The 24,192-nt window shown below is 58.0% G+C and carries 29 protein-coding genes; 8 read left to right on the top strand and 21 right to left on the bottom strand.

The window, feature by feature from the left end:
- Positions 1–3 precede the first annotated feature (3 nt).
- From ribH to ACN0TA_RS07000, 9 genes are all read right to left on the bottom strand, one after another.
- Positions 4–486, bottom strand: coding sequence for a 6,7-dimethyl-8-ribityllumazine synthase (ribH, locus tag ACN0TA_RS07040; RefSeq protein ID WP_417581191.1), 483 nt, complete (start codon positions 484–486; stop codon positions 4–6).
- A gap of 59 nt (positions 487–545) precedes the next feature.
- Entirely contained in the window at positions 546–1,151 is a 606-nt protein-coding gene (locus ACN0TA_RS07035) for a riboflavin synthase (RefSeq protein ID WP_417581189.1), read from the bottom strand.
- Between the two features lie 3 nt (positions 1,152–1,154).
- A complete protein-coding gene (gene ribD / locus ACN0TA_RS07030) occupies positions 1,155–2,249 on the bottom strand; it encodes a bifunctional diaminohydroxyphosphoribosylaminopyrimidine deaminase/5-amino-6-(5-phosphoribosylamino)uracil reductase RibD (protein ID WP_417581187.1) in 1,095 nt (364 codons plus the stop codon).
- Positions 2,246–2,716: a transcriptional regulator NrdR gene (gene nrdR / locus ACN0TA_RS07025; protein ID WP_417581185.1), complete on the bottom strand. Its 471-nt coding sequence runs from the start codon at positions 2,714–2,716 to the stop codon at positions 2,246–2,248. Before nrdR ends, ribD begins: the two co-directional genes overlap by 4 nt.
- Before the next feature lie 4 nt (positions 2,717–2,720).
- Positions 2,721–4,019, bottom strand: a complete 1,299-nt coding sequence (gene glyA, locus ACN0TA_RS07020) for a serine hydroxymethyltransferase (protein ID WP_417581183.1) — start codon at positions 4,017–4,019, stop codon at positions 2,721–2,723.
- Positions 4,020–4,127: 108 nt separating this feature from the next.
- Positions 4,128–4,325 (bottom strand): DUF6898 family protein, encoded by a 198-nt coding sequence (locus ACN0TA_RS07015; protein ID WP_417581181.1) that lies wholly within the window; start codon positions 4,323–4,325, stop codon positions 4,128–4,130.
- Between the two features lie 24 nt (positions 4,326–4,349).
- Positions 4,350–5,621 (bottom strand): L,D-transpeptidase family protein, encoded by a 1,272-nt coding sequence (locus ACN0TA_RS07010; protein WP_417581179.1) that lies wholly within the window; start codon positions 5,619–5,621, stop codon positions 4,350–4,352.
- Between the two features lie 251 nt (positions 5,622–5,872).
- Positions 5,873–6,373: a transcriptional regulator LdtR gene (gene ldtR, locus ACN0TA_RS07005; protein ID WP_338607073.1), complete on the bottom strand. Its 501-nt coding sequence runs from the start codon at positions 6,371–6,373 to the stop codon at positions 5,873–5,875.
- A 260-nt stretch (positions 6,374–6,633) separates the two neighbouring features.
- The gene (locus ACN0TA_RS07000) at positions 6,634–7,023 is read right to left on the bottom strand and encodes a hypothetical protein (protein ID WP_417581176.1); all 390 of its coding nucleotides are present in this window, start codon (positions 7,021–7,023) and stop codon (positions 6,634–6,636) included.
- A 148-nt stretch (positions 7,024–7,171) separates the two neighbouring features.
- Between ACN0TA_RS07000 and hemB the strand changes: the two genes are divergently transcribed.
- Positions 7,172–8,179, top strand: a complete 1,008-nt coding sequence (gene hemB / locus ACN0TA_RS06995) for a porphobilinogen synthase (protein ID WP_417581174.1) — start codon at positions 7,172–7,174, stop codon at positions 8,177–8,179.
- Positions 8,172–8,684: an RES family NAD+ phosphorylase gene (locus ACN0TA_RS06990; RefSeq protein WP_417581172.1), complete on the top strand. Its 513-nt coding sequence runs from the start codon at positions 8,172–8,174 to the stop codon at positions 8,682–8,684. Before hemB ends, ACN0TA_RS06990 begins: the two co-directional genes overlap by 8 nt.
- Here the strand turns inward: ACN0TA_RS06990 and ACN0TA_RS06985 are convergent, their stop codons facing one another.
- Positions 8,685–9,092 (bottom strand): MerR family transcriptional regulator, encoded by a 408-nt coding sequence (locus ACN0TA_RS06985; protein WP_417581170.1) that lies wholly within the window; start codon positions 9,090–9,092, stop codon positions 8,685–8,687.
- 67 nt (positions 9,093–9,159) lie between these two features.
- Here ACN0TA_RS06985 and ACN0TA_RS06980 point away from each other — a divergent pair, with 67 nt between their 5' ends.
- The 4 genes from ACN0TA_RS06980 (at position 9,160) to ACN0TA_RS06965 (ending at position 12,359) form a co-directional block, all read left to right on the top strand.
- Positions 9,160–9,801, top strand: coding sequence for a cation transporter (locus tag ACN0TA_RS06980; RefSeq protein WP_417581168.1), 642 nt, complete (start codon positions 9,160–9,162; stop codon positions 9,799–9,801).
- Between the two features lie 85 nt (positions 9,802–9,886).
- Complete coding sequence (locus ACN0TA_RS06975) at positions 9,887–10,411, top strand: RDD family protein (RefSeq protein ID WP_417581166.1); 525 nt, start codon at positions 9,887–9,889, stop codon at positions 10,409–10,411.
- A gap of 175 nt (positions 10,412–10,586) precedes the next feature.
- The gene (locus tag ACN0TA_RS06970) at positions 10,587–11,345 is read left to right on the top strand and encodes an arginyltransferase (RefSeq protein ID WP_417581164.1); all 759 of its coding nucleotides are present in this window, start codon (positions 10,587–10,589) and stop codon (positions 11,343–11,345) included.
- Complete coding sequence (locus ACN0TA_RS06965; RefSeq protein ID WP_417581162.1) at positions 11,346–12,359, top strand: endonuclease/exonuclease/phosphatase family protein; 1,014 nt, start codon at positions 11,346–11,348, stop codon at positions 12,357–12,359.
- Between the two features lie 145 nt (positions 12,360–12,504).
- Here the strand turns inward: ACN0TA_RS06965 and parC are convergent, their stop codons facing one another.
- The 11 genes from parC to rpoZ all read right to left on the bottom strand — a co-directional run bounded on the left by parC (position 12,505) and on the right by rpoZ (position 22,744).
- Entirely contained in the window at positions 12,505–14,760 is a 2,256-nt protein-coding gene (gene parC / locus ACN0TA_RS06960; protein WP_417581160.1) for a DNA topoisomerase IV subunit A, read from the bottom strand.
- Between the two features lie 148 nt (positions 14,761–14,908).
- On the bottom strand, positions 14,909–15,238 hold the full coding sequence (locus ACN0TA_RS06955) for a hypothetical protein (RefSeq protein ID WP_417581158.1): 330 nt from the start codon (positions 15,236–15,238) through the stop codon (positions 14,909–14,911).
- A gap of 112 nt (positions 15,239–15,350) precedes the next feature.
- On the bottom strand, positions 15,351–16,064 hold the full coding sequence (gene recO, locus ACN0TA_RS06950; RefSeq protein ID WP_417581156.1) for a DNA repair protein RecO: 714 nt from the start codon (positions 16,062–16,064) through the stop codon (positions 15,351–15,353).
- Positions 16,048–16,518 (bottom strand): GNAT family N-acetyltransferase, encoded by a 471-nt coding sequence (locus tag ACN0TA_RS06945; RefSeq protein WP_417581154.1) that lies wholly within the window; start codon positions 16,516–16,518, stop codon positions 16,048–16,050. Before ACN0TA_RS06945 ends, recO begins: the two co-directional genes overlap by 17 nt.
- Before the next feature lie 64 nt (positions 16,519–16,582).
- Positions 16,583–17,494, bottom strand: coding sequence for a GTPase Era (gene era, locus ACN0TA_RS06940; RefSeq protein ID WP_417581152.1), 912 nt, complete (start codon positions 17,492–17,494; stop codon positions 16,583–16,585).
- Positions 17,491–18,198: a ribonuclease III gene (gene rnc / locus ACN0TA_RS06935; RefSeq protein ID WP_417581150.1), complete on the bottom strand. Its 708-nt coding sequence runs from the start codon at positions 18,196–18,198 to the stop codon at positions 17,491–17,493. Before rnc ends, era begins: the two co-directional genes overlap by 4 nt.
- On the bottom strand, positions 18,195–18,950 hold the full coding sequence (lepB, locus tag ACN0TA_RS06930; protein WP_417582086.1) for a signal peptidase I: 756 nt from the start codon (positions 18,948–18,950) through the stop codon (positions 18,195–18,197). The genes rnc and lepB overlap by 4 nt, the downstream gene beginning before the upstream one ends.
- Positions 18,951–18,985: 35 nt before the next feature.
- A complete protein-coding gene (acpS, locus tag ACN0TA_RS06925) occupies positions 18,986–19,405 on the bottom strand; it encodes a holo-ACP synthase (RefSeq protein WP_417581148.1) in 420 nt (139 codons plus the stop codon).
- Positions 19,402–19,986: an orotate phosphoribosyltransferase gene (pyrE, locus tag ACN0TA_RS06920; protein ID WP_417581146.1), complete on the bottom strand. Its 585-nt coding sequence runs from the start codon at positions 19,984–19,986 to the stop codon at positions 19,402–19,404. The genes acpS and pyrE overlap by 4 nt, the downstream gene beginning before the upstream one ends.
- The gene (locus ACN0TA_RS06915) at positions 19,983–22,274 is read right to left on the bottom strand and encodes a RelA/SpoT family protein (protein WP_417581144.1); all 2,292 of its coding nucleotides are present in this window, start codon (positions 22,272–22,274) and stop codon (positions 19,983–19,985) included. Before ACN0TA_RS06915 ends, pyrE begins: the two co-directional genes overlap by 4 nt.
- 101 nt (positions 22,275–22,375) lie before the next feature.
- Positions 22,376–22,744, bottom strand: a complete 369-nt coding sequence (rpoZ, locus tag ACN0TA_RS06910) for a DNA-directed RNA polymerase subunit omega (protein WP_338607091.1) — start codon at positions 22,742–22,744, stop codon at positions 22,376–22,378.
- Positions 22,745–22,936: 192 nt separating this feature from the next.
- Here rpoZ and ACN0TA_RS06905 point away from each other — a divergent pair, with 192 nt between their 5' ends.
- Positions 22,937–23,503: an NYN domain-containing protein gene (locus ACN0TA_RS06905; RefSeq protein WP_417581142.1), complete on the top strand. Its 567-nt coding sequence runs from the start codon at positions 22,937–22,939 to the stop codon at positions 23,501–23,503.
- A complete protein-coding gene (locus tag ACN0TA_RS06900) occupies positions 23,490–24,164 on the top strand; it encodes a uracil-DNA glycosylase (protein WP_417581140.1) in 675 nt (224 codons plus the stop codon). The genes ACN0TA_RS06905 and ACN0TA_RS06900 overlap by 14 nt, the downstream gene beginning before the upstream one ends.
- The last annotated feature ends 28 nt before the right edge of the window (positions 24,165–24,192 follow it).

The following is a 24,192-nucleotide window of genomic DNA, read 5'->3' as shown; positions in this document are numbered from 1 at the left end:
CGATCAGTCCTCCATCAGCAGCGCCTGCAGCGCCGCCATGGTCATCGCGGCAACCGCTGCGCCGCCGCCCTTGTTCTGCTCGGAAAGCTTTGCGCGCGCCCAAGCCTGGGCTTCATTTTCCACGGTCAGAACACCATTGCCTAGCGCCAGGCCATCAGCAACCGAAAGGTCCATCAAAGCCCGAGCACTTTCACCGGAGACAATGTCGTAATGGCTGGTTTCACCGCGAATGACGCAACCAAGTGCAACGTATCCATCATACTCGTCGCCCTTGAGCTCGGATGCCATGGCGATCGCAGCTGGAATTTCGAGAGCGCCCGGTACGGTCAGCACCTCATAAGTGGCCCCGGCCTGTTCGAACGCCGTCTTGGCGCCCTCGAGAAGCGCATCAGCAAGTTCGGAATAAAAGCGGGCCTCAACGATGAGGTAATGCTGCCCCTCGGCCGAGCCGGGCGCAATCGCAAAGGTGTCGCCAGAACTGGCCATCGTAATTTCCTGTCGGGTTCAAAAAGCGCTGCGCCAGGACTTACCTGCGCCGCGCCAATCTAGTGGGATTTTTCCATGAGGCGCGCGGCATAGCGCGCCATCAGATCGACTTCAAGATTTACCACGTCGCCCTCGCCATAGTCAGGCCAGTTTGTCGCGGAAAGGGTGTGAGGGATCAGATGAACCGAAAATCGATTTCCGTCCACCCAATTGACGGTCAAAGATGTGCCGTTGAGCGCTACGCCGCCTTTTTTGGCTATAAAGTGTGCCAGCTCGTCCGGCGCTTCGAAGGTGAAGGTGATCTGGTCACCGAGTTCCACACGCTCTACAATTTCGGCAAGGCCATCGACATGGCCCGAAACGATATGACCACCCAGTTCGTCCCCTACCTTGAGCGAACGCTCAAGATTAATGCGCCTGCCCTGCGCCCAGTTTCCAACGCGGGTCACGTCGAGCGTTTCGCGGGCTGCGAATGCCTCGAACCAATTCTGCTCATCATCGCTCCCCTTGTCGATTACGGTCAGGCAGATGCCCTCGCACATGATCGAGGCGCCCAGTTCGATACTTTCGGGCGCGTAGCGTGTCGCAATGCGTAGCTTGCGACCGTCATTGCGATCCTCGACCGAGGATAGCACTCCGATGTCGGTGATGATGCCGGTAAACATGAGTCAGTCTTTCTCGAATGTGGTCAGCATATCGCACCCCAACGCGCGGCTTTCAACCACGCTGAACCCCAGCTGCGCCAATCGCTCCCGCAATTTGCCATGCGCCGTTGCCGGAACACCGCCAATGCCGATCTCAACATCACCCTCAAGTAGATGAAAGCGATCGATAATGCCGGCGTCGAGCAGGCTGTCGTTGAGACTTGCGCCGCCCTCGACAAGAGCACTGCCGATGCCCCGCGATGCAAGGGCAGCGAACGCGGCGCGCAGATCGGGCCGCCCATCCCGACCGGCAACACCGATGGCGGACCCATGGCTTTGTACCGGTTCCATTTTCGACGTTTCAGCAATGACTGCAGTGGCTTGAGCCGCTTGTGTAGCAAATAGATTCAACGTGTCCGGCAGTGCCGTCCGACCAGAGATAACCACGCGCAATGGCGCACGCGCTTCCAAGCCGGACAATCGAACGTTCAGTCTTGGGTTGTCCAATCTGGCAGTGGCGGCACCCACGACAATCGCGTCGGCGAGCGCTCTTTGCATATGCGTCCAACGCTGTGCTTCAGGTCCGGTGATCGCAACATTGCCTTTATCGGCGATCCCGACCATGCCATCGCGCGACACAGCGAGTTTGGCGGTCACAAATGGCTTTCCGCGTCGTGCAGTTGAGAAAAATCCTTCATGCAGCCGTTCGATGAACGCTAGGTTTTCTCCAACGGTCACATCGATGCCTGCAGCCCGCAGCTTAGCAATACTTAGCCCCGCTGTCCGCGAATCGGGATCAGTCGCGCCGCACACGACTCGCGCAACGCCTGAGGCAATCACGGCATCGACGCAAGGTGGGGTCTTGCCCCAATGATTGCAGGGTTCAAGTGTGACATAGAGGGTAGCGCCGATCGCAGCCTCACCGGCCATTGCAAGAGCCGGCGGCTCGGCATGTGGACGCCCGCCACACGCTGTCACGCCTCGGCCCAGCACCCTGCCCTGTGGTGAAACAACAATCGCCCCTACCGTGGGATTTTCCGCAGTCGTGCCGCGATACGGCATGGCGATGCGCGCCGCTGCCTCGAGCCAGCGCAAATCGGCTGGCGCGAGTTCGCTCACCCCCGATCCTCGGGATGAACACTGCCCATTTCGGTCAGAAAGGACTGAAAATCGTCGGCACTGGCGAAGTTCTTGTACACCGAGGCAAATCTGACGAACGCCACGTCATCAAGGCCCTTGAGCCCTTCCATGACATATTCGCCGATCTGGTCCGAGGTCACTTCCACATCGCCAACGCTTTCGAGCTGACGCACTACGCCCGAAATCATCCGCTCGGCAGTTTCGGGATCGACCTGGCGCTTGCGCAATGCGGTATTGACCGAACGCGCCAGTTTCTCTCTGTCGAAAGGCACTTTGCGACCCGATTTTTTCACAACGATCAGGTCACGCAGTTGTACGCGTTCGAACGTTGTGAACCGGCCGCCGCAGCCGTTACAAACACGGCGGCGACGGATGGCATTAGAATCCTCGGTGGGCCGGGAATCCTTGACCTGCGTATCATCGTTCCCGCAATAGGGGCAGCGCATGGGCTTATCCGTAGATGGGGAATTTGGAGGTCAGCTCAAGGACCTTTTCCTTGACCTGCGCTTCGACGGCACCATTGTTGTCATCGCCATTTGCAGCCAGACCATCGACAACTTCGACCATAAACTGACCGACGAGGCGGAACTCCTCGACACCGAAACCGCGCGATGTCGCAGCCGGCGTACCGACGCGGATGCCTGAAGTGATCGCCGGCTTTTCCGGATCGAACGGCACTGCGTTCTTGTTGCAAGTGATGTTGGCGCGTTCCAGCGCTGCTTCGGTGGCCTTGCCGGTGACCTTCTTGGGCCGCAGATCGACCAGCATCAAGTGGTTGTCAGTTCCGCCAGAGGCAATCTCAAGTCCGCCCTTGACCAGCGTATCGGCAAGAGCCTGCGCATTGTCGACGACCTGACGGGCATATGCCTTGAACTCAGGCGTCAGCGCTTCGCCGAATGCCACTGCCTTGCCGGCGATGACATGCATGAGCGGACCGCCCTGAATGCCTGGGAAAATCGCCGAGTTGACCTTTTTGGCGATCGCCTCGTCATTGGTGAGGATCAGGCCGCCGCGCGGCCCGCGCAATGTCTTGTGCGTAGTTGTGGTGGCCACATGCGCATGCGGGAACGGGTTGGGATAAACGCCAGCGGCAACAAGCCCGGCAATGTGGGCCATGTCGACGAACAGATACGCACCCACTTCATCGGCGATCTTGCGGAATTCCGCCCAGTCGAGAATGCGCGAATACGCCGAAAAACCGGCAACGATCATCTTGGGCTGATGTTCGAGGGCAAGCTGGCGCACCTGATCCATATCGACGCGATCATCCTGCTTGCGAACGCCGTACTGAATCGCATTGAACCATTTGCCCGACTGGTTCGGCTTGGCGCCATGGGTCAAATGCCCACCGGCATCCAGGCTCATGCCCAGAATGGTATCACCCGGCTGCAGCAGCGCCTGATAAACGCCCTGATTGGCTTGCGAACCGGAATTGGGCTGCACATTGGCAAAGTCACACCCGAACAATTCCTTGGCGCGATCGATAGCGAGCTGCTCGACGATGTCGACGAACTGACAACCGCCGTAGTAGCGCCGACCAGGATAGCCTTCCGCGTATTTGTTCGTCATCACCGACCCCTGGGCGTCCAGGACGGCTTTGGAGACAATGTTCTCCGAAGCGATCAGTTCGATTTCATGTTGTTGGCGGCCAAGTTCGTCGGCAATCGCCTTGGCGATTACCGGATCGTGATCGGCAATCGTGCGGGAAAAGAAATCCGGGAAAAGCGGTGCTGTTGCGGTGGCGCTCATTGGCGGGCCCTCGACCTGTTGCGGAAAGATGCTGGTGGCAAGCAAGCGCGATCCGCATAGCACGGAGGCTCTTGCGATTCCAAGCACAGATCGGGAGTCGGAGTGCCTTTAGCGCTCCTGTTGAGCCTCGCGCTCCATGCGACGGCGAAGCTTGGCAAGTGCAAGGTTCTTCATTTGCATCTCTGTGGCTGTCGTGGGGGCTATGGCCACAACCTCGATGCCAGTTGCGACATCTATAGCCGCCACACGTATCTGGGGGCCGGCCTGGCGAAACTCGAAAAGAACCTCGCGGCCTCCTGCCCCCATTTCAAAACCCTCGCTTGATGTCCGTCAGACGCCGATCTCAGGGAAGTCGACTTTGCCCTGTGCGTCGTACTCGTAAACGTCGTCGCGGAAACTTACGACGCCGTTTCGGTTTGCCCAAGCCGTAAAATAGGTCATCAGGATCGGCACCGGATTGGACACCGAAGCATCGATCCGCTCTCCAGAAGCGAAATTGGCGTTGACGTCGATGATGTCATAACCGGAATCGCGCAGCACCCAGGCGACAAACTCGGCAACATTGGCAACGCGAACGCAGCCTGACGAGTGGAACCGGGCATTTTCGTTAAACAGGGCCTGCTGCGGGGTATCGTGAAGATAGACTGCGTGCGTGTTGTGGAAGTTGATCTTCACGTTGCCCATCGAATTCTGGGCGCCGGGATCCTGGCGGAACGTGTAGTTCACTGCCTCTTCGGTCGACCAGTCGATAGAGCTCTGCGGCACTTCGTTGCCGCTGCCGTCAAGAATACGGATCGAGTATTCATTGAGGTAGTTGGGGTTTTCATTGACCAGGCGAATAATGTCGCGCCGAATGATCGACACCGGCACTGTCCAGTATGGATTGAAATTGATCTGGTGGATGCGACTGCGCAGGATGGGTGTCTGACGGTCGATCTTTCCGACAACGGCGGTATGCCGACGCGCAACCTGTCCATCCTCGGTCGCTTCGATGGCCGCCGCTGGGATGTTGACGTTGACGTAGCGGTCCTCGAGCCGGCCTTCCAGATTGCGTACGCGCTCAATGTTGAGCTTGATCTGGTTGAGGCGTGTAGAGGCAGGAACCTTCATCGCCCAATAGGTGTACTCGTCGACCATACCGTTGATCTGAAGGCCGTGGCGGGCCTGAAAACCGCGAACGGCGCCGTCGAGTTGGGCGTCGAACGTTTCGTCCAACGGTGTATCGCGCGGCAAATCGCCAGTGTGGGCCAGATAGGTGCGCAGATCCTTGACCGGCGCACGATCGGACCCAAGGCCGAGCCGAAAGACAGATTCCGGCACATCGGGCCAGCCGCCGATGGCATTGAGGCGCTCGTAATACTCAGCAACCCTTTGAAGATTGTATTCGGTGTCGACCGAAACGATTGGATCGGTGCCGCCAATGGCATTCATGGCAGTGCTGGAATTGAGCTCAAGCTCTTCCTGCGTCACTGTCTTGCGCCCGCCCAAACCGCCAAACAGGGATTGAGATAGAGCTGGCATGGGAAAAGCCGCAGTCGCCGCAAGGGCGGACAGACCCGTCACGACCGAACGCCGATTGAGTTTTCCTTTAAAGTCGCGCATCGCCTAGTTTCACCTATCGAAAGAGTCGGGGTGCCGAGCGAACCTTTTGCCTGATGGCGTGCAAGACCACAACGCCGCTCACCGGACTTTGACCACTCAGCAATTGGTCAACAATATCCAACGAAATATCCGGAGGCGCCATACTTCGACGACTTGCCAGCTAAAAGGAGTTTGCGGCGCAAATGAGAAACGCCGGCTGTTGAGCCGGCGTTTGATCTTGGAGTGTGGCGACAATACCACAAATTTGGGGCTTAGAGCTTATAGAGGATCTGATCGACCCAGAAACGCTCGAGGCGCGAGAGGGCGGTGTTGAGGCCCGAAAAATCCGATTCGCCGAGGCCGCCGACCTTTTCGATCGAGTTCAGATGACGGTCGTAAAGCTCATCGATAACTTCGGCTACTTCTTCACCCTTCGGAGTCAGGCGAATGCGCACCGAACGGCGATCAGTCTTGGAGCGCTCCTGGAAGATGTAGCCAGTATCGACCAGCTTCTTGAGATTGTACGAAACGTTCGAGCCCAAATAGTAGCCGCGGGTTCGAAGTTCACCGGCTGTCAATTCGCTGTCGCCGATGTTGAACATCAAGAGGGCTTGAACCGGGTTGATGTCGTCCCAACCCATGCGGTCGAACTCATCCTTGACCAAGTCGAGAAGCCGGCGGTGCAGACGCTCGACACGGGAGACTGCTTCAAGATAAAGCGGCTTCAGGCTCCGGGGTTCGTCGGCCTTTGCAGCGGAAAGATTGTTAGCCATTGGTTCTGCCTCACTGTATTTTTTAAGCGCGATTTTTCGCGTCTGTGAGGACAACTTAGCGCCGCCCCGATAAGATCGGTTTAAGAGACAGCCTTAATGTTATCTTACGGGGAAACTTGGGTTTTTTTGGTTTTCAGTTCGTTACACCCGTATCGAAAAATGTAACCTTTACGACGTGTTACCCGCTCAAAGCACCGCCTACCGTGAGCCATGGCAAGCTCGGGCATTGAGCCGCGCCTGTGGATAGAGAATAACGAAATTCAGTCGGCCAGCCGCCTTTGTGCAGAAAGCTGGGCAATAGCCAAGAGTCCAAAAGTTGCCAGCATGGCAGCAAGTTTGAAGATAAAGCTCCACAAACTCAAACTAACCCAGGCGCTACCGGCTAGATAGAATCCCAGTTCAACGACAAGGGAGGCCATCAGCAACATGGCGCCCCACGAAGACTGTATCCAGAGTCCGACGGCAGCAAACAGCCTCATCAGCGTCAAACCCGCGAGCAACACGAACCCCATGGTGCCCATAAGCGCGATCGGGCTGACAGCCCCCGCACCCAGCCCAAGAAGCCGCCCAGCATCAACCAACCCGATAAACAGGGCGAATAGAGCCAATAGCCGGGCAAGGAGCCCGAGTGGCTGGTTTCTGAAGTCCATGCACTATCCCCCGGTTGCATTGAGCTAACGTGATTTGGGCGCGTCGGACAAGGTTTGATTGGCCAGACCGGCGCGGCGTCTGGTCCCTTTGCGCCAACGCTTTGGCCTGATAATGAGCGCAGCAACACTGTGCGGAATGGACGGATCGATGACAAAAGAAAAGCACGACATGGAATTTCTTGGTGGCCGGCGCTTGCGCAGACCACGCATGGCGGGCTGGAGCCGGAACCTGGTGGCCGAGAACGTGCTCACTCCGTCCGATCTAATCTGGCCACTCTTCGTGATCGAAGGTCATAACGAGCGCCAACCGGTCGCGACAATGCCGGGCGTCGAACGCCTGAGCATCGATCTTGCTGTCGACGCGGCCAAGGCTGCCCATGCGCAGGGCATCCCGGCCATCGCGCTGTTTCCAAATACCGATCCCTCCAAGCGTACAGAAGATGGAGCCGAGGCCACCAATCGCGATAACCTCGTGTGCCGTACACTCTCGGCAATCAAGGACGCTGTGCCCGAGATCGGCCTCGTTGCGGACGTGGCTCTGGATCCATACACGAGCCATGGCCACGACGGTGTCATGGCGGGCGAAGAAGTTCTCAACGACGAAAGCGTCGCCATTCTGGTCAAGCAGGCGCTGGTTCAGGCGCAGTCCGGCGCCGATGTCATAGCACCCTCAGATATGATGGACGGACGGATCGGCGCTATTCGCGGCGCACTCGACGACGAGGGTTTTGAAAAAACCATCGTTCTGTCTTACGCCGCCAAGTACGCTTCGGCTTTCTATGGCCCCTTCCGTGATGCCGTGGGCTCGGGTGCCCGTCTCAAAGGCACCAAACTCTCCTATCAGATGGACCCCGCCAACGCCGAGGATGCAATTCGCGAGGTTGAGCAGGATCTGGCTGAAGGCGCCGACTGGATCATGGTCAAACCCGGCATGCTCTATCTCGATATCTGCCGCATGCTCAAGGACCGGTTCGACATTCCGCTCTTCGCCTACCAGATCTCCGGAGAGTACGCGATGATCGCTCACGCGGCACAGGCAGGCATTCTGGATCGCGAGGCGGCGATGGTGGAAAGTCTCATGGCCTTCAAGCGCGCGGGCTGCTCAGGCATCCTGACCTATTTTGCACTCGACATGGCCCGCAAGATCAATGGCTGACACAGCGGGCAACGTCGCGATCGTCCGGTCCGCCGATGGCTTCTGTTCGGTGTCCGGGCGCGTGTATCGGGCCATCTTCGCTTCAGATCAGGACCATGTCCTGTCCGGTAGCGCCCGACCCGGGCGCTTTACGCCTCCCGGATGCCGGACACTTTATACAAGCACCACTGCGGCCGGCACATTGGTTGCGTTGAAGCCCTACCGTCGCCCCGATGATCCTGAGCGGATTGTGATCGGCCTGGAGGTGGACGCCCATCATGTCTGCGATCTGCGCGATGCCGAAAATTGTGAACGCCTCGGGTTCGATGCAAGGCAGGCCGCACTGCCTTGGCGTGAAGCGTCAGCCTCGGGCTCCCAACCGCCAGCCTGGGCAATTGTGAAGCGTCTCATGGCAATGGGCGTAAACGGTGTGCTTGATCCCTCGCGAACGCAGCCAGACCTCGTTCACCTCGCGTTGTTCCGTTGGAACATGCCGGGCGCCCCATCCGTAGCGGTTGCGGGCTAATCAACCCCTTGATGGCGTCGAGAGGGTTTCGATCACGTGGCATTGGGCAATTCGACCCTGCCGGCATGCATCCAGCATATCGGAAAGTTCAGCCTTGAGCGCCGTCAGCCGCTCGATACGCATTTCGATTTCGGCTATGCGGCCCGAAGCGATAGCGTCGACTTGTGCGCATGATTGTTCCGGATCGTCCTGAAGGCCAAGCATGGCGCGGATCGAGTCGATTTCAAAACCAAGCTGGCGCGCATGAAGGATGAAAAACAGCCGGCGGACACTCTCTTGATCATAAAGGCGTCGATTGCCCGCGGTGCGGATCGGCACAGGTAAAAGTCCGATCTCCTCGTAGTAGCGGATTGTCGGCACCTTGACGCCGCTGCGCCGCGCTGCCTCCCCGATCGAAAATTCGTGCATTTCACGCTTGCTCCTCTAGCGACTAGAGGTTCTAGCATCCGCATGGTTTCAATTGAAAGTGCCTTCAATGAGCGGATCTTGCTGCAGCCAGAATGATACGAAATCCGCAGCCCGCGCGCAGGCTGATAAAACATACCGTCGCGTGCTTTGGGCCGTACTGGCGATCAACGCCGTAATGTTCGTCGTAGAAATCGGCGCGGGCATCGCGTCGCGCTCGGCGTCCCTCCAGGCTGACGCAGTGGACTTCCTTGGCGATGCAGCCAATTACGGCATCAGTCTGTTCGTGGTGGGCCACGCCTTGCATATCCGCGCTCGCGCCTCCCTGGCCAAGGCGCTCACGATGGGGGCGTTCGGTATTTGGGTCTTGGGTATTGCGAGCTGGAACCTCATGACCGGGGCGACTCCGCATGCCTACACGATGGGCGTCGTCGGGTTCAGCGCACTTGTCGCCAATGCGGCTAGCTTTTGGCTGCTGTGGCGCTTTCGCGATGGCGACAGCAATATGCGCTCGGCTTGGATATGCACCCGGAACGACGTCGTCAGCAATTTGGCGGTGCTTCTTGCCGCCCTCGGCGTTTTTGGAACCGGCACTGGCTGGCCCGACATCCTGGTCGCCTCAATCATGGGGGTTCTCGCATTGCAGGGCGCTGCCGTTGTCACACGACAGGCAATGGCCGAATTGCGCCCTTCCAACGCAGATCTAGCTTAGTAAGAATTAGACCGATATCGCGATAAACCTCTTGTCATTTTGCTTCTTGAACCACATCTGTTGGGCAATCTTGGAGCTTTGAACGATGCCGACTGATTTCATCGGACGTATTTTGCGCGACGACCTTCCTAATCCCGACAACGCCCCTGAGTTGTTTGACGGGATTTTGACGCGGCGCGTCATCGCCTTTTTTATCGACTGTGTGATCATGTTCGTCATCATTTTGGCGGTGACGGTGATCGCCAGCATTTTAGCTTTTATCACGCTGGGATTGGCCTGGCTGACGCTGCCGCTGATCGTGGCGCTGACCTTCGTCGCCTATTACGCAGTCACGCTGGGCTCCTCTTCGCGCGCTACACTGGGCATGAGAGCGACTGACATCGTCATGACGCCAACGCGGGATACGACGCTCGACGGATGGATGGCCATGATCCATGTCGTCGTGTTCTGGATAAGCTGCTCGCTTCTGACTCCGTTCATCTTGCTCATTGCGCTGTTCACGCCGCGCCGCCAGTTGCTCCACGATATGGTCGTCGGCACGCTGATGGTGCGCCGTTCGCCAATGGTCCGCCACTGGCATGCCTATGCGGGATCAAGCGACGCCGCCTGATTTCGCATCTGGCCAAGCAATCGAATTGCCGCGTTGCACACCCGGTTCGGTGCGATTACAATCGGCACCGGCCCGTAGCGTTTGTAAACTCGGCTGATGGGCCGATCATTTGTTTGATTGCCGCGTTATGTGAGTAAGGGCGGCAAATCTCCTTGCGGGCCAGGTGAGTATCCTCATGGACCATACGCCGGAAAGTGCGCAGTTCTTTCTGACAGCCCCCTCGCCCTGCCCTTATCTTGAAGACAGGCAGGAGCGCAAGCTGTTCACGCACCTGTCGGGCCGCCGTGCGACGGCGCTGCATCACCTGTTGTCAGATCACGGTTTTCGCCGTTCGCAGAACCTTATCTATCGCCCAGCCTGTCTTGACTGTGATGCGTGTCAATCTGTACGCGTGCGCGCAACTGATTTCCTGCCCGCCACCCGCCACCGGCGCAATCTCAAACAGAATGCCGACATTGTCGCTGAAGTTGTCGCGCCCATAGTGTCGTCCGAGCAGTACGGGCTGTTCAAGCGCTATCTCGATTCCCGCCACGATGGGGGCGGCATGACCCAGATGAGCTATCTCGATTATGAATTCATGGTTGAAGATACACCTGTCCAGTCTGTGCTCATCGAATACCGTCTGACCAAGGACGGCCCCGACGGTGCGGCCGGGCAGCTTGTCGCCGCTGCGCTGACCGACCCCCTCCCTGACGGACTCTCCATGGTCTACAGTTTTTTCGATCCAGCCCTGTCGAAACGCGGGCTTGGCACCATGATGATCCTTGATCATATCGCCCGCGCGCGGCTGACCGGCGGCTATCTCTATCTGGGGTATTGGGTCAAGGATTCTCCCAAAATGGCCTACAAGTCTGCTTTCCAACCCCTTGAAGTGCAGCGCGGATCGCGTGGCTGGGTGGATCTCGACCCCGAGACTGGCGCGGAACTCGAATAGGTGCGCACCATAGGCAAGATCGTGGCAGCGCTGACTGCCGCAGGCTATCTGCTCGCCTGTTGCCTGATGGCAGCAATGGCCATTGCTGCTGTCCTGGGCTTCATCTATCCCGCCATGGATCTGTTCAACCATGTCCAGCCGATACTGTTCTTTGGACTTCTGGCGCTTATGGTCGCCACACCGGTATTTGTTCGCTTCCGCATCATCCGCGCCCTTGCCCTGAGCATTGCCGCAACCGGTTTTGTCGCATCGAGCGTCATCTATATTCCCGAACTTGTCGCAGGTCTGTTGCCCCGGACGGCACCGCTCCAGGCCGAGCAGACCTACAGGCTGATGACGTTCAATGTGTTCGGACGCAATGAAGAGCCCGAAAGCCTCGTTGCCAACATACTCGATGTCGATGCCGATATCGTCGCCTTGCAGGAATACGGCCCCGGATTGCGCAGCGCGGTTCATCCCGACCTGACCGAACGCTATCCGCATTTCCAATATTGCGCAGGCGGGCAGCGCGCCTTTGTCGGCCTTTATGCGAAACTGCCATTCGAACCACTCGATGCCGACGCGTGCTCATCTTCAATCATGAGCACCGACCGCACGGCCCGCATCATCGTGCGTTTCCAGACTGAGAACGGCCCGGCGTTTTCGCTGGCCACCACACATAATGACTGGCCAGCGCCCATTACGCGTCAGGCTGAACAGTTCGCTACGCTGCGTGAAGCGCTTTCGACAGTAGAGCCGCCGCTGATCATTGTTGGAGATTTCAATTCAACGCCATGGTCGTACGCGCTGAGGAGCTTTGTCAGCGCGGCAGAGTTGACCCGCCACACCTACAATCTGCCAACCTTTCCAACGCTTTGGTATTATTTGCGGGACTGGCGTGCCATGTTCCCCATCCTGCCCATCGATCACGTAATGACACGCGGCCAGATTGCCATCCACGACCTGCGCGCGGGCCAGCCCAGTGGCAGCGACCACCTGCCGATCATCGTGGATTTCTCTGTCGGGCCCGAGTAACAGGCGCCCGGAGGGCAAGAAAACTAGCGCGCAAAACCCTCTTGCTGTCGCCTGCCAACCCTAGCTGCGCGCCCCCGTTTCAACAAAGGCACTGTGACTTAAAGCTATATGAGTCGGCTGTATCGACGACGCGCGACCCGATAGCTTACCCCACAAACTTGTTGTTGCGCGGGAACCCCGTTGGCGGCTGACGCCCAGCTTGCGCGCGATCACCGATCCAGTCGAGCAGCTCTTCCATGGATTTCGAATAGGTCCGACCCGATGAATCTGTCCAGGTTAGTCCGTCTGCCGCGTTGAACAGCTTTGCATCGGATATGCCGCCGTCCTTATATTTCTGCAGCCGAACGCCCTTGCCTCGGGTCATTTCGGGCAGTTGGGCGGCAGGAAACACCAGCATTTTGCGGTTCTGGCCCATCACGGCAACTGAATCGCCATCGGCCCGGACGCAGAGCTTGGCTTCGCCAGTTCCAGAGACATTGAGAACCTGTTTGCCCTTGCGGGTATTGGCGATCAGATCATCCTCGGCCACTACAAAGCCATTGCCGACATTGGATGCCAAAAGACGCTTGGTACCGGGCTTGTAAACGAAAAGGTCGACGACATCCTGACCTTCTTCGATATCGACCATGATGCGAACCGGCTCGCCATGGCCACGTCCGCCCGGCAATTTGTCGGCGCCGATCGTATAGATCTTGCCGCCGGTGGTCAGCATGAGCAGTTTATCGGTCGTCTCGCAGGTCAACGCCAGTTTGAGCTTGTCGTCGGTCTTGAAGGTCTGAGCAGAAACATCATTGTTGTGCCCCTTGAGCGCCCGCACCCAACCTTTTTGCGATAGGATCACCGTAATGGGTTCGCGCTCGATCATTGCACTTTCGATATCGGCAAGGTCGGTTTCCGGCGCTGCGGCAAATTGCGTGCGTCGCCGGCCGAGCGGAGTTTCGGGGCCATAGGCCTTCTTGAGTTCGCCGATTTCGGTCGTGATCACGCCCCACTGTTTTTTCTCCGAAGCAAGGATCGTTTCGATGTGGTTCTTTTCCTCGCTCAGCTTGTCGAACTCGCTGCGGATTTCGATCTCTTCGAGCTTGCGCAAGCTGCGCAGGCGCATATTGAGGATGGCATCGGCCTGCACATCGGTCAGATCCCACTTTGCCATCATGACGGCCTTGGGATCATCGTCCTCGCGGATAATGCGGATCACTTCATCGAGGTTGAGATAGGCGACGAGATACCCACCAAGCACTTCGAGGCGGTGTTCGATCTGCCCAAGCCGAAAGCGTGACCTGCGAACCAGAACGTCCTTGCGGTGGTTGAGCCAGGCGCGAAGCACTTCGGCAAGGTTCATGACCCGCGGGATCATGCCCATGTCCAGGACGTTCATGTTCAGCGAAAACCGGCTCTCGAGCTCGGTCAGTTTGAACATAGATTCCATGAGCAGCACAGCATCCACTGTGCGGGTGCGCGGTTCGAGCACCAACCGGATGTCCTCGGCACTCTCGTCACGCACATCCTTGAGCAGCGGCAGACGACGGGCCAGCAGCAGTTCGGCAATTTTTTCGACGAGCCGGGACTTCTGTACGCCGTAAGGGATTTCGGTGATAACAATATTGTAGGTGCCGCGACCGCTGTCTTCCACCTCCCACTTGGCACGCACGCGGAATCCGCCGCGACCGGTGGTATAGGCGATCTCTGTTGCAGTCGGGTCATCGACCAGTATGCCCCCGGTTGGGAAATCGGGACCGGGCACGAAGCGGATCAGATCTTTGGCCGTTGCGTCCGGATTGGCCAGCAAATGCAGCGCTGCATCGCACAGCTCCGACACGTTGTGCGGCGGAATATTGGTGGCCATTCCCACTGCAATGCCGCTTGATCCGTTGGCTAGCAGATTCGGAAAGTTGGACGGCAGAACCACTGGCTCTTCGTCCTCGCCATCATAGTTGGGCCTAAACTCGACGGCGTCTTCTGTGATCGCTTCGAGCAGACGCGAGGCCACTTCTGTCATGCGGCTTTCGGTATAACGCATGGCCGCAGCACTATCGCCGTCGACCGAACCAAAATTGCCCTGCCCGTCGACCATCGGATAACGCACCGAAAAATCCTGTGCCATACGCACCAGAGCGTCATAGACCGACTGGTCGCCATGGGGATGGTATTTACCGATCACGTCACCCACGATACGTGCGGATTTCTTGTAACCCTGCGCCGGATCGAGTTTGAGCAGGCGCATGGCATGAAGGATGCGTCGGTGGACGGGTTTCAGCCCATCACGCGCATCGGGCAATGCGCGCTGGGTGATTGTAGAGATCGCATAGGAGAGATAGCGCTCTTCCAGCGCACTTCTCAGATCGACTATGCGTTCCCCATCTTTTTTTTCGTCCTTGGGCGTGTCGATGATATCGGCCATTGGCCATCCTTTTCAGGGCATGCGAATCAGATCGCCAGTATAGCCAATGACGGCGGAAATTCCCGGTTTGCTTGGGGGTTTTGTGGAAAACCGCATAGCAAATGAACAATAACCGCGTCGGCATGACCGACGCGGCGGCATCAATCGATCAATCGGCGACCAGCGTGAATGTGCTCAATTCGCAGATGTCGATTTCGAACTCTTCGAGTTCAGGACCCTCGGCGGTTTCAAAACGGAAATCATAGAGGCACTGGTCGGAGCCGTCCCCAATGAAAACTGTGCTTTCATAGCCGGACTCGAGAACACCGATCTCTGCGAGCAGATCATCACCCCAATTTCCATCATCGGAAGCCGATGCATAGAAATAGGTCAGTGTGAAACCGGACTCGTTGACCAGTTTGAACTCGACATTCTGTGCGAGAACCGGACTTGCGAAAAGAGCCGATGCGGCCAGAAAGGGAAGAAGAATCTTATTCATCGCGTCCTCAAAATACACCGCGAATTGCGGTACATACCGAGATACGGGTAAGCGTGAATTGGCGCCAGCCACATTTTTGGCGCCAGGGTGAACAATAGACGGGGTTTGTTCATCACCCGGTCAGGTTGCTTATCAGCCATTCACGCGTTTCGGGTTGACGGATTTGTCGCGCTGACCAGACATGGCGGTCCAAAAAATAACCGGTCAATGCAAAGGCTGCGGAGATGTCCTGAGCACGCGCAGCCCCTTCTCCCGCGAGAAAGCCAGGCAGGGCAAACAGACGATCGCCGTAAGGCGCCGCAGCTTCAGCGCATACGGCCCTGCCTGATCTGGGCGACACGTGCGTGAGATTTTCGTGGACGCCAGTCACCGCGCAGGTTTCGAGATCCAGTCCAAACCCAAGCTCCTCGAGAAGGAACATTTCAAACCGCGCCAACTCGGCACCTAGCGCGAGCGGCTCCCAGTCGTCATCGATCAGTGAGATCACGCCTCCGAGAAGTTCGTCATGCGGATCGCGCTCAGGCAGCAGCCGCAAATGGTCGGCAAGCATTTGCACGAGATAGAGCCGTCTGCGGTCGGCAAGGATTTCCGCCGCCCGCAAGCGGGTGGCTTCGGCGGTAAAGGTGCCCAAATGGTCTTCGAGTCTGGCGCGCCAGGTCAATTGCGCCGAGTTGCCAGCCTGGAGGAACGCTGCGTGCTTTGGCGAGCGCCCGCCGCGCACCAATCCCAGACATCTGCCCCTGCCCGGCACCATGGCTTCAAGGATCAGCCCGGATTCCCCGTGCCGCCTGACCCCGATGATGAGCCCCTCAGAGGACCATTCCATTTGTCGCTCCCAGCGCGGGACGGATGTAAAGATCGGTTCCGGCTTCACCGTTCCAGTCGGTGTTGGCCAGTTCGAACTTGCGACTTTTCAGCAGCCGCACAGAAATCGCATTGTCGCGATCGACAGTGGCGCGCAGCCCGTCATTGGGGCGATTGACACGCCAGACGTCGATAAGTGCGTCAAGCAATTCACCGCCCATCCCGATACCCCAATAGGCATGGGCCAGACCATAGATCACTTCTTCCTCGTCCGGTGCCGGCCGCCCGAAACCGCACCATCCGATCAAGACGCCATCTGTACGATCAACAACAGCGCCAGTGCCGAAGCCGAACCGCTCAAGATTTTCGCGCGAATTGCGAACCCAGAGTTCGGCCATTTCAACACTTAAGGGATCGCCATCCCCGACATAGCGAGCGACGCGAGGATCAGCAAACAGTGCGACAAGATCTGGCACGTCCTAAACGGTGAACGGCCTTATGGCCAAACGGGCGGTTTCGATCCTGCCTTCTCGCAGCATGCTATTTGGTCCAGTCGAGCCCCATTTCCCGGTAACGCTCGGGATCGTCGGCCCAGTTGGCACGGACTTTGACGAACAAGAACAAATGAACGTCGGTTTCAAACATATCGATCAGTTCCTTGCGTGCCTCGGCTCCGATCGTTTTTATTGTCTGTCCCTTGGCGCCGAGCACAATCATCTTGTGAGTGTCGCGTGTGACGTAGATCACCTGCTCGATGCGATAGCTTCCATTCTTTTGGATCTTGAAGCTCTCGGTCTCCACAGTCGCCTGGTAGGGTATTTCGTCGTGGATGCGCAGGAACAGCTTTTCGCGCGTCACCTCGGCGGCGGTCAGCGCCATCGTCAGGTCGGTCAGATGCTCTTCGGGGAAGTGCCACTGCTCAAGTGGCGCCTTCTCGCGGCACCACTCGACAAAGTCTGCGACGCCATGCCCACGCAAAGCCGAGATCATGAAGGTGGTCTCGAAGTTGACTTTCTCATTGATCTTTTTGGACAGTCCGAGCAACTCCTCGTGCTTGACCTTATCGATCTTGTTGAGCACCAGAACCTTGGGTTGACGGATGTTGTCGAGCCCGTCTAGCAGCGCTTCGATCTCGCTGTTCAGGCCCTTTTGTGCATCAACGATCAGGGCGACCATGTCGGCATCCCCTGCCCCGGTCCACGCCGATTGCACCATAGCCCGATCCAGCCGCCGCTTTGGCGCAAAGATGCCCGGCGTGTCGATAAAGACAAGCTGGGATTCCTCGATGGTCAAAACGCCCCTGACCTGCGCGCGCGTGGTCTGGGCCTTATGGGTAACGATGGAAACCTTGGTTCCAACCAGCGAATTGAGCAGTGTCGATTTCCCCGCATTGGGAGCGCCGACCAGCGCGACGAAACCGCATTTGGTCGCCATGGTGTTGTCTTCAGTCATTGGTCAGCCTTCCAGACACCTTCACGCAGCAGGAATTTTTCTGCCGCCTGATGCTCGGCAAGTTTCTTGGATGTTCCGGTCGCTGTAATCGCTTCAAAGCCACGAACCGAGACCGAAATCGTAAAGACCGGCGCGTGATCGGGCCCCGAGCGCGCGGTTTCGACATAGGCCGGAGGTTCTAGCCCCTTGGCCTGCGCCCATTCTTGCAGCGCGGTTTTGGAGTCGGCACGACGCGCCTGGGCCACGTCCAGGTTATCACCGAACATGCGCGCCACGAAGGTGTAAGCGGGATCGATGCCACCATCGGCATAGATTGCTCCGATCACCGCTTCGCAGACATCGCCCAGAATGGCGTCCTTGTCGGCGCCGCCAGTACGCGCTTCGCTCTCGCCGAGCCTCACGAAGGACCCCATACCCAGCTTGCGGGCTACCCGTGCGCAGGTCTCCTTGCGCACAAGACTGTTCAAGGTTCGCGACAACTCGCCTTCATTGGCCTTGGGCAAGCGCTCACACAGCATGTCGGCCACTACCAGCCCAAGCACCCTGTCGCCAAGGAACTCGAACCGCTGATAGGAGTCCGCTGTACGTTTGGAGGGGGATACGGCGCTCGAATGGGTCAGGGCGCGCAACAGCAAGGCGGGGTCCTTAAAGACATAACCCAACCTTGCTTCGAGCGTTTCTCGGTCGCGGACCCTCAAATTCATTCGTAAACCGAGGTGAACATCCGGTCGAACCGGACGTTGCCCGGCCAGCGCCAGATCTGCCAGGGCGGAATGTTGTCGGTGATCGAGAAGAAACGCCATTCGGCCTTCCCAACGAAATTCTCGAAGGGAACGTAACCGACAGAGGACAATGAGCGCGAATCGAGCGAGCGATCGCGATTATCACCCATCATGAAATAATGGCCGGGAGGCACTCTATAGACGCCGGTGTTGTCGAACTGGGCGTTGTCGGAAATTTCCTGGGTGACGTAGCTCACGCCATTGGGCAGCGTTTCACGGTACTCGGTGACTGGAATATCCACGCCGGTGCTGTCGCGGTCGACTGTGGTGCCAACTTCCTCGCGCGGAACGGTTTCGCCATTGATGGTCAGACGTCCATCGATCATCTGGATCTCGTCACCTGGGATGCCAATGACGCGCTTGACGTAGTTTTCACGCTGAGGCACCGGACGGATGACGGCGATATCGCCACGCTGGGGTGCGTTCCCCATGATGCGCCCGTTCCAGGGCACGTCGGAATACGGCAGCGAGTAGCGCGAATACCCATAGCTGTATTTGGACGCCAAAATGTAATCGCCAATCATCAGATTGGACTGCATCGACGCAGTGGGGATCGAAAACGGCTCGAAGGCGAAGGTGCGGAACACCAGAGCGATCAGCAGCGCCTGAACGATGATGACGATGGTTTCGCGAAGTTCGCCCTTGCCGGTTTTCTTCTTGGCGGCGTCCGACATAGGGGTGCTCATGGGTTGGAAATCTCGGGAGTTTGTTACGGGAGCGACCGGGCCGGGTCAACAGGGAGCGCCTCGATGATCACGAAGGCTTGCGCCATGCCGTTATCATCGGTGATCGAGACGTGGATATGGGGCTGATGCCCCTCGGGCACAAGCCTTGCCAGCATTTTGGCCGCTCCGCCAGTGAGTTCCATCGTAGGCTTGCCGCTGGGCAGATTGACCACGCCCATGTCGCGCCAGAAAACGCCGTTGGACAACCCCGTTCCCAGCGCCTTGGCACAGGCTTCTTTTGCGGCAAAGCGCTTGGCATAGGATGCGGCGCGCAACCGCCGCCGGTTAGATTTCGTCCGCTCGATCTCGGTAAAACAACGCTGCGTGAACCGCTCGCCGAAACGCTCTAGCGTGCGCTCGACATGGGCGATTTCGCAGATATCATTGCCAAGGCCGATGATCATTGCAATCCGCGGCTCCCTGGTTTTACCGCCGGCATAGCGGCCAATTCGGGCGGCAGATCGTCTGGCGCGTAAGCGGGAACCTTGTATTGCGTCAGCGACACAAGCGGCACGCCCACATCGGCCTCGCCTCCCGATCGGTCAACGATACAGGCCGCAGCGATCACATCGGCGCCGAGCGCCTTGAGCGCATCAATACACTCGCGGATCGACAGCCCGGTCGAAACGATATCCTCGACAATGATGACCTTCTCTCCCGGCGCAACAGAAAAGCTGCGCCGCAGCTCGAAGACGCCATTCACCCGCTCGGTAAATATCGCTGGCACGCCAAGGTGACGCGAGGTCTCATAGCCAGGGATGATGCCGCCGACAGCGGGCGAGACGACTTGCGAGACGTCGCCAAAGCCTTCGGCCCTGATCTTCTCGGCCAGCGCCCTGCACAGTTTCTCGGCCTTGTCAGCGAACATGAACACACGGTTCTTTTGCAGGAATACCGGTGAGCGTAGCCCCGATGACAAGATGAAATGGCCTTCGAGCAGCGCATCGCACGAGCGGAAAATATCGAGGACGTCGTCCTGGGTCATTGTGTGTCGGTCTCCGTTGTCTCTTGCGTCCCGGCTTCGAGCGCACCTTCCATGCCGGAAATGGCGTTGGCCTGGATTATCGTAGCACGCTGGACCCGCGACAGGCCCGGTGTGCGTTTGAGCGTTGCAAGCACGTCTGTCAACTGAGTCAGGTCATGCACCTCAAGTTCGAAGATCAGCTCGTGGGAATCGGCAGCAAGCGCCCGCATCGCAAGGTTCGAGATATTGGCATCGCACGCAGCAATTGCGCCGGTGATCTGCGCCAGCGAGCCGGGCCGGTTTTGGGAGTACATGGACACGACAACCTTGAACCGCGCTTCTGGCTTTCCGGCCATATCCCAGCGCACGTCGATCCAGCCGACATCGACGTCGTGGAAACCGGCAAGCGCCTCGGATTCCATGGGGTAAACCTCCATGTGCCCAGCCTGGTGGAATATGCCGATGATGCGATCACCCGGAACGACACCCTCGCGCGAAACGTCAACGGGCATATTGAAATCGAATCCGACCATCGTGGCGAATTTCTTGATGGCGCTATGTTGCCCACCGGGCATGCGGAACTTGAAATATTGCGCATTGCGCAGCGAGAACCATCCCTCGGCATCATTGGCAACCGGCAGGACCAGCCTGCCCTTGCGCCGCCGCTTGCCCTTGAGCGAGGTTGTTTCGCGCGCCAGATCTTCGGCGGTAATTCGCCCCTCCCCAATGGCGGCCATCATAGAATTGCGATCCGCAATCGTGAACCGATTGGCAAGCGCGACGACCTCATCCTCGTTGAGTTCCAGTCCCTCGCGCTCGATGACCGCCATAAGCACCTGCTCGCCCAGTGAAATGGCGCGCGCAAATGCCCCCTGGCGTACCGCACGGCGGATCGCTGAGCGCGCCTTCCCGGTCATCGCTATGTTTTCCCAATTGGGCGGTGGGCTGTGGTCGGCATCACGCAGGATCTCGACCTCGTCGCCCGAATGCAATTGGGTGATAAGCGGCATTACTGTACCGTTGACCTTGCAGCCAACACAGGTATCGCCGACGTCGGTATGAACGGCATAGGCGAAATCGATAGGCGTCGCGCCTCGCGGCAAGGCAATGAGACGTCCGCGTGGTGTGAAGCAGAACACCTGGTCCTGGAACAGCTCGAGCTTTGTGTGCTCGACGAATTCCTCGGGATTGTCGCCCTCGGTTAATCGGGCAATCGTCGAGCGTAGCCAGTTGTATGCCTGGCTCTCTTCCTCGAGCCGGTGCATATCGCCGGAAATGGCTTCCTTGTAGAGCTGATGCGCTGCGATACCGAACTCGGCGATGGCGTGCATTTCCGAAGTGCGGATCTGCAGCTCGACACGCTGGCGGCCCGGACCGACGATGGTGGTGTGAATCGAGCGATAATCGTTGGCTTTGGGAACGGAGATATAGTCCTTGAACCGTCCGGGCACGACTTTCCAACTCGTATGGATGACGCCAAGGGTTCGATAGCACTCGTCGATTGTGTCGACGATTACGCGGAAACCGATCATGTCCGAGAGTTGTTCGAGCGCAATCGCCTTGCGCTCAATCTTGGAATAGATCGACCAGGCCGACTTCAGACGCCATGAGACCTTCGCCTTGATGCCCTGCCCGGCAAGATGCTCTTCGAGTTCGCTGCGAATTTCCGCCACGATCTCACGGCTGGAAATTTCCATCTGCGACAGGCGCGAGGTGATAGCGTTGTAGTGCTCGGGATAAAGTGACTTGAACGAGAGGTCTTCGAGCTCGTTGCGCATGTCCTGCATACCCATGCGGCCCGCAAGCGGAGCATAGATATCCATGGTTTCCTGCGCGATGCGGCCACGCTTGTGAACAGGCATGAATTCGAGAGTGCGCATATTGTGCAGGCGGTCTGCCAGCTTGACCAACAGCACCCGTACATCCTGGGAAATGGCCAGCAGCAGCTTGCGCAGGTTTTCCGCTTGGGCTTCCTCGCGCGAGACAAGATTTAGGCGTTCGATCTTGGTCAGCCCGTCAACGATCTGGCCGATCTCGGTGCCGAACATCTCATCGATCTCGGCGCGAGTGGCGTCGGTATCCTCGATCGTATCGTGAAGCAGCGCAACGGCGATAGTCGCGTCGTCCAGCTTGAGATCGGTGAGAATTGCAGCCACTTCGAGCGGATGGGCAAAATAAGGATCGCCCGACGCGCGCGTCTGGCTGCCATGCTTTTGCATGCCGTAAACATAGGCCTTGTTGAGCAAGGCCTCGTCGGCATTGGGATTATAGGCGAGAACGCGTTCGACGAGTTCGTACTGACGCATCATGCGCCGGGGTACTCCAGACAATTTCAGACCACAAACTGCAAAGGCGCCCGGCCCGAGAGCCAGACGCCTTTACAAACACTATAGGGAAAGGCTTGCGCCGATCAATCGTCGCGACGCTCGGGCGGGGCCAGAGACTCGATGCCTCGGAGCAGTTCTTCCTCGGAAATGGTATCGAACACTGGGCCTTCTTCGTCCGAAGACGTTTCGATGCGCGGCGCCGTATCCATTTCGGGTTCGTCGACTTCCACATATTTCTGGAGCGAGTGGATCAGATCTTCCTGCAGATCGTCGGGCGAAATCGTGCCGTCTCCGATCTCGCGTAGTGCAACCACGGGGTTCTTGTCGTTGTCGCGATCTACTGTGATCTGGCCGCCAGAGGAGATCATGCGCGCCCGGTGGGCTGCCGCAAGAACCAGCTCGAAGCGGTTCGGAATCTTTTCAATGCAATCTTCTACGGTGACGCGTGCCACAGCCGGTCTCCATTGCTTTAGGGGAGTTGCCCATTCTATTACACGAGCGGTTTGGCATTGACAAGCAGGGGTTTGCGCCGGCGGGACATCTTAATTTAGCGCTGGAATGAACTTCTTTCCCATCTGCGGCGTTGAGCGATGTGAACGATTGAAGTTTTTTCTGCAGATTTATTGTTTGGAGCTTTTATCCATATGTTCGATCCACGGGAAAAGGTCGTGCTGTTCATCGACGGCGCGAACCTTTACGCAACGTCCCGAGCACTGGGCGTTGATATCGATTACAAGCGCTTGCTGGGCGAGTTTCAAAATACCGGCTATCTGCTGCGCGCCTATTACTATACAGCGCTCGTTGAAGATCAGGAGTATTCTTCGATCCGGCCGCTCATCGACTGGCTCGACTACAATGGCTACACCGTCGTCACCAAGCCGGCCAAGGAATTCACCGACACCCAAGGGCGCCGCAAGGTCAAGGGCAACATGGACATCGAGCTGGCTATCGATGCACTCGAGATGTCCAGCCATTACGATCATCTTGTTCTGTTTTCAGGCGATGGCGATTTTACGGCCTTGGTTGCCGCTCTGCAGCGCCGGGGTAAAAAAATAACTGTCGCATCCACGCTTACCACCCCAACGCCGATGATCTCGGATGACCTTCGCCGTCAGGCTGACTACTTCCTGGAAATCGCGACACTTGCCAAGACTGTCGGTCGTCCCCAGGTTGACCGACAGCAGGCAGCCAGAGAGGATGCTACGGACTGATTCTCGTTCGAGTTTTCCCTTGGCGATCCCGACCAATCCACCACAAGACTGCCCTCTCTGTCCGCGGCTTGCCGAGTTTAGACGGGTTAATCGTGAGCAGTTTCCCGATTGGCACAATGGGCCCGTCGACAATTGGGGCGACGCCGCGCCAAGTCTATTGATTGTTGGCCTTGCCCCCGGTTTGCGCGGAGCCAATCGCACGGGGCGACCTTTCACCGGCGACTACGCAGGAGACCTGCTTTACGCCACACTCAAGAAGTTCGGGCTGGCGACTGGCGAGTTTGAAGCGGACCCTAACGACAGTCTGCGGCTTGTCGATACGCTCATCGTCAATTCGGTGCGTTGCGTGCCCCCACAAAACAAGCCCACCGGTCCCGAAATTGCGACGTGCCGCCAGTTTCTCACTGCGACCATTGATGCAAATCCACAGGCTAACGTGTTTTTTGCCCTTGGTCGCATCGCCCACGAATCACTCTTGAGTGCATTGGGTGAGCGCCGAGCCGCATTTCCCTTCGGCCATGGACGCGAACACCGGCTTACCAGTGGCAAGCTACTGGTCGATAGCTTCCATTGTTCGCGCTACAATACCAACACGGGTCGTCTGACACCGGAAATGTTCGAAGCCGCCATGGGGAAAGCGAAGGCGGCTCTGGCGGACTAAACGAGTTAGGCAGCAGAAATCGAGCGGT

Origin of the sequence: Pelagibacterium sp., assembly GCF_048264985.1 — a bacterium.
Classification (GTDB): domain Bacteria; phylum Pseudomonadota; class Alphaproteobacteria; order Rhizobiales; family Devosiaceae; genus Pelagibacterium.
Note: the sequence above shows the minus strand (reverse complement) of the source record. Positions and strands in the feature narration are given on the sequence as shown.

Excerpts from the sequence above, each read along its gene's own strand:
- ACN0TA_RS07000 (WP_417581176.1), bottom strand. The coding sequence starts at position 7,023 with ATGGACTTCAGAAACCAGCCACTCGGGCTCCTTGCCCGGCTATTGGCT.
- nrdR (WP_417581185.1), bottom strand. The coding sequence starts at position 2,716 with ATGCGCTGCCCCTATTGCGGGAACGATGATACGCAGGTCAAGGATTCC.
- ACN0TA_RS07015 (WP_417581181.1), bottom strand. The coding sequence starts at position 4,325 with ATGGGGGCAGGAGGCCGCGAGGTTCTTTTCGAGTTTCGCCAGGCCGGC.
- ACN0TA_RS06915 (WP_417581144.1), bottom strand. The coding sequence starts at position 22,274 with ATGATGCGTCAGTACGAACTCGTCGAACGCGTTCTCGCCTATAATCCC.
- ACN0TA_RS06990 (WP_417581172.1), top strand. The coding sequence starts at position 8,172 with ATGGCTGACACAGCGGGCAACGTCGCGATCGTCCGGTCCGCCGATGGC.
- ACN0TA_RS06905 (WP_417581142.1), top strand. The coding sequence starts at position 22,937 with ATGTTCGATCCACGGGAAAAGGTCGTGCTGTTCATCGACGGCGCGAAC.
- parC (WP_417581160.1), bottom strand. The coding sequence starts at position 14,760 with ATGGCCGATATCATCGACACGCCCAAGGACGAAAAAAAAGATGGGGAA.
- ACN0TA_RS06975 (WP_417581166.1), top strand. The coding sequence starts at position 9,887 with ATGCCGACTGATTTCATCGGACGTATTTTGCGCGACGACCTTCCTAAT.
- rnc (WP_417581150.1), bottom strand. The coding sequence starts at position 18,198 with ATGAATTTGAGGGTCCGCGACCGAGAAACGCTCGAAGCAAGGTTGGGT.
- lepB (WP_417582086.1), bottom strand. The coding sequence starts at position 18,950 with ATGTCGGACGCCGCCAAGAAGAAAACCGGCAAGGGCGAACTTCGCGAA.
- ACN0TA_RS07010 (WP_417581179.1), bottom strand. The coding sequence starts at position 5,621 with ATGCGCGACTTTAAAGGAAAACTCAATCGGCGTTCGGTCGTGACGGGT.
- hemB (WP_417581174.1), top strand. The coding sequence starts at position 7,172 with ATGACAAAAGAAAAGCACGACATGGAATTTCTTGGTGGCCGGCGCTTG.
- acpS (WP_417581148.1), bottom strand. The coding sequence starts at position 19,405 with ATGATCATCGGCCTTGGCAATGATATCTGCGAAATCGCCCATGTCGAG.
- ACN0TA_RS06955 (WP_417581158.1), bottom strand. The coding sequence starts at position 15,238 with ATGAATAAGATTCTTCTTCCCTTTCTGGCCGCATCGGCTCTTTTCGCA.
- ldtR (WP_338607073.1), bottom strand. The coding sequence starts at position 6,373 with ATGGCTAACAATCTTTCCGCTGCAAAGGCCGACGAACCCCGGAGCCTG.
- ACN0TA_RS06970 (WP_417581164.1), top strand. The coding sequence starts at position 10,587 with ATGGACCATACGCCGGAAAGTGCGCAGTTCTTTCTGACAGCCCCCTCG.
- pyrE (WP_417581146.1), bottom strand. The coding sequence starts at position 19,986 with ATGACCCAGGACGACGTCCTCGATATTTTCCGCTCGTGCGATGCGCTG.
- recO (WP_417581156.1), bottom strand. The coding sequence starts at position 16,064 with ATGGAATGGTCCTCTGAGGGGCTCATCATCGGGGTCAGGCGGCACGGG.
- glyA (WP_417581183.1), bottom strand. The coding sequence starts at position 4,019 with ATGAGCGCCACCGCAACAGCACCGCTTTTCCCGGATTTCTTTTCCCGC.
- ACN0TA_RS07035 (WP_417581189.1), bottom strand. The coding sequence starts at position 1,151 with ATGTTTACCGGCATCATCACCGACATCGGAGTGCTATCCTCGGTCGAG.
- ACN0TA_RS06980 (WP_417581168.1), top strand. The coding sequence starts at position 9,160 with ATGAGCGGATCTTGCTGCAGCCAGAATGATACGAAATCCGCAGCCCGC.
- ACN0TA_RS06985 (WP_417581170.1), bottom strand. The coding sequence starts at position 9,092 with ATGCACGAATTTTCGATCGGGGAGGCAGCGCGGCGCAGCGGCGTCAAG.
- ACN0TA_RS06900 (WP_417581140.1), top strand. The coding sequence starts at position 23,490 with ATGCTACGGACTGATTCTCGTTCGAGTTTTCCCTTGGCGATCCCGACC.
- era (WP_417581152.1), bottom strand. The coding sequence starts at position 17,494 with ATGACTGAAGACAACACCATGGCGACCAAATGCGGTTTCGTCGCGCTG.
- ribH (WP_417581191.1), bottom strand. The coding sequence starts at position 486 with ATGGCCAGTTCTGGCGACACCTTTGCGATTGCGCCCGGCTCGGCCGAG.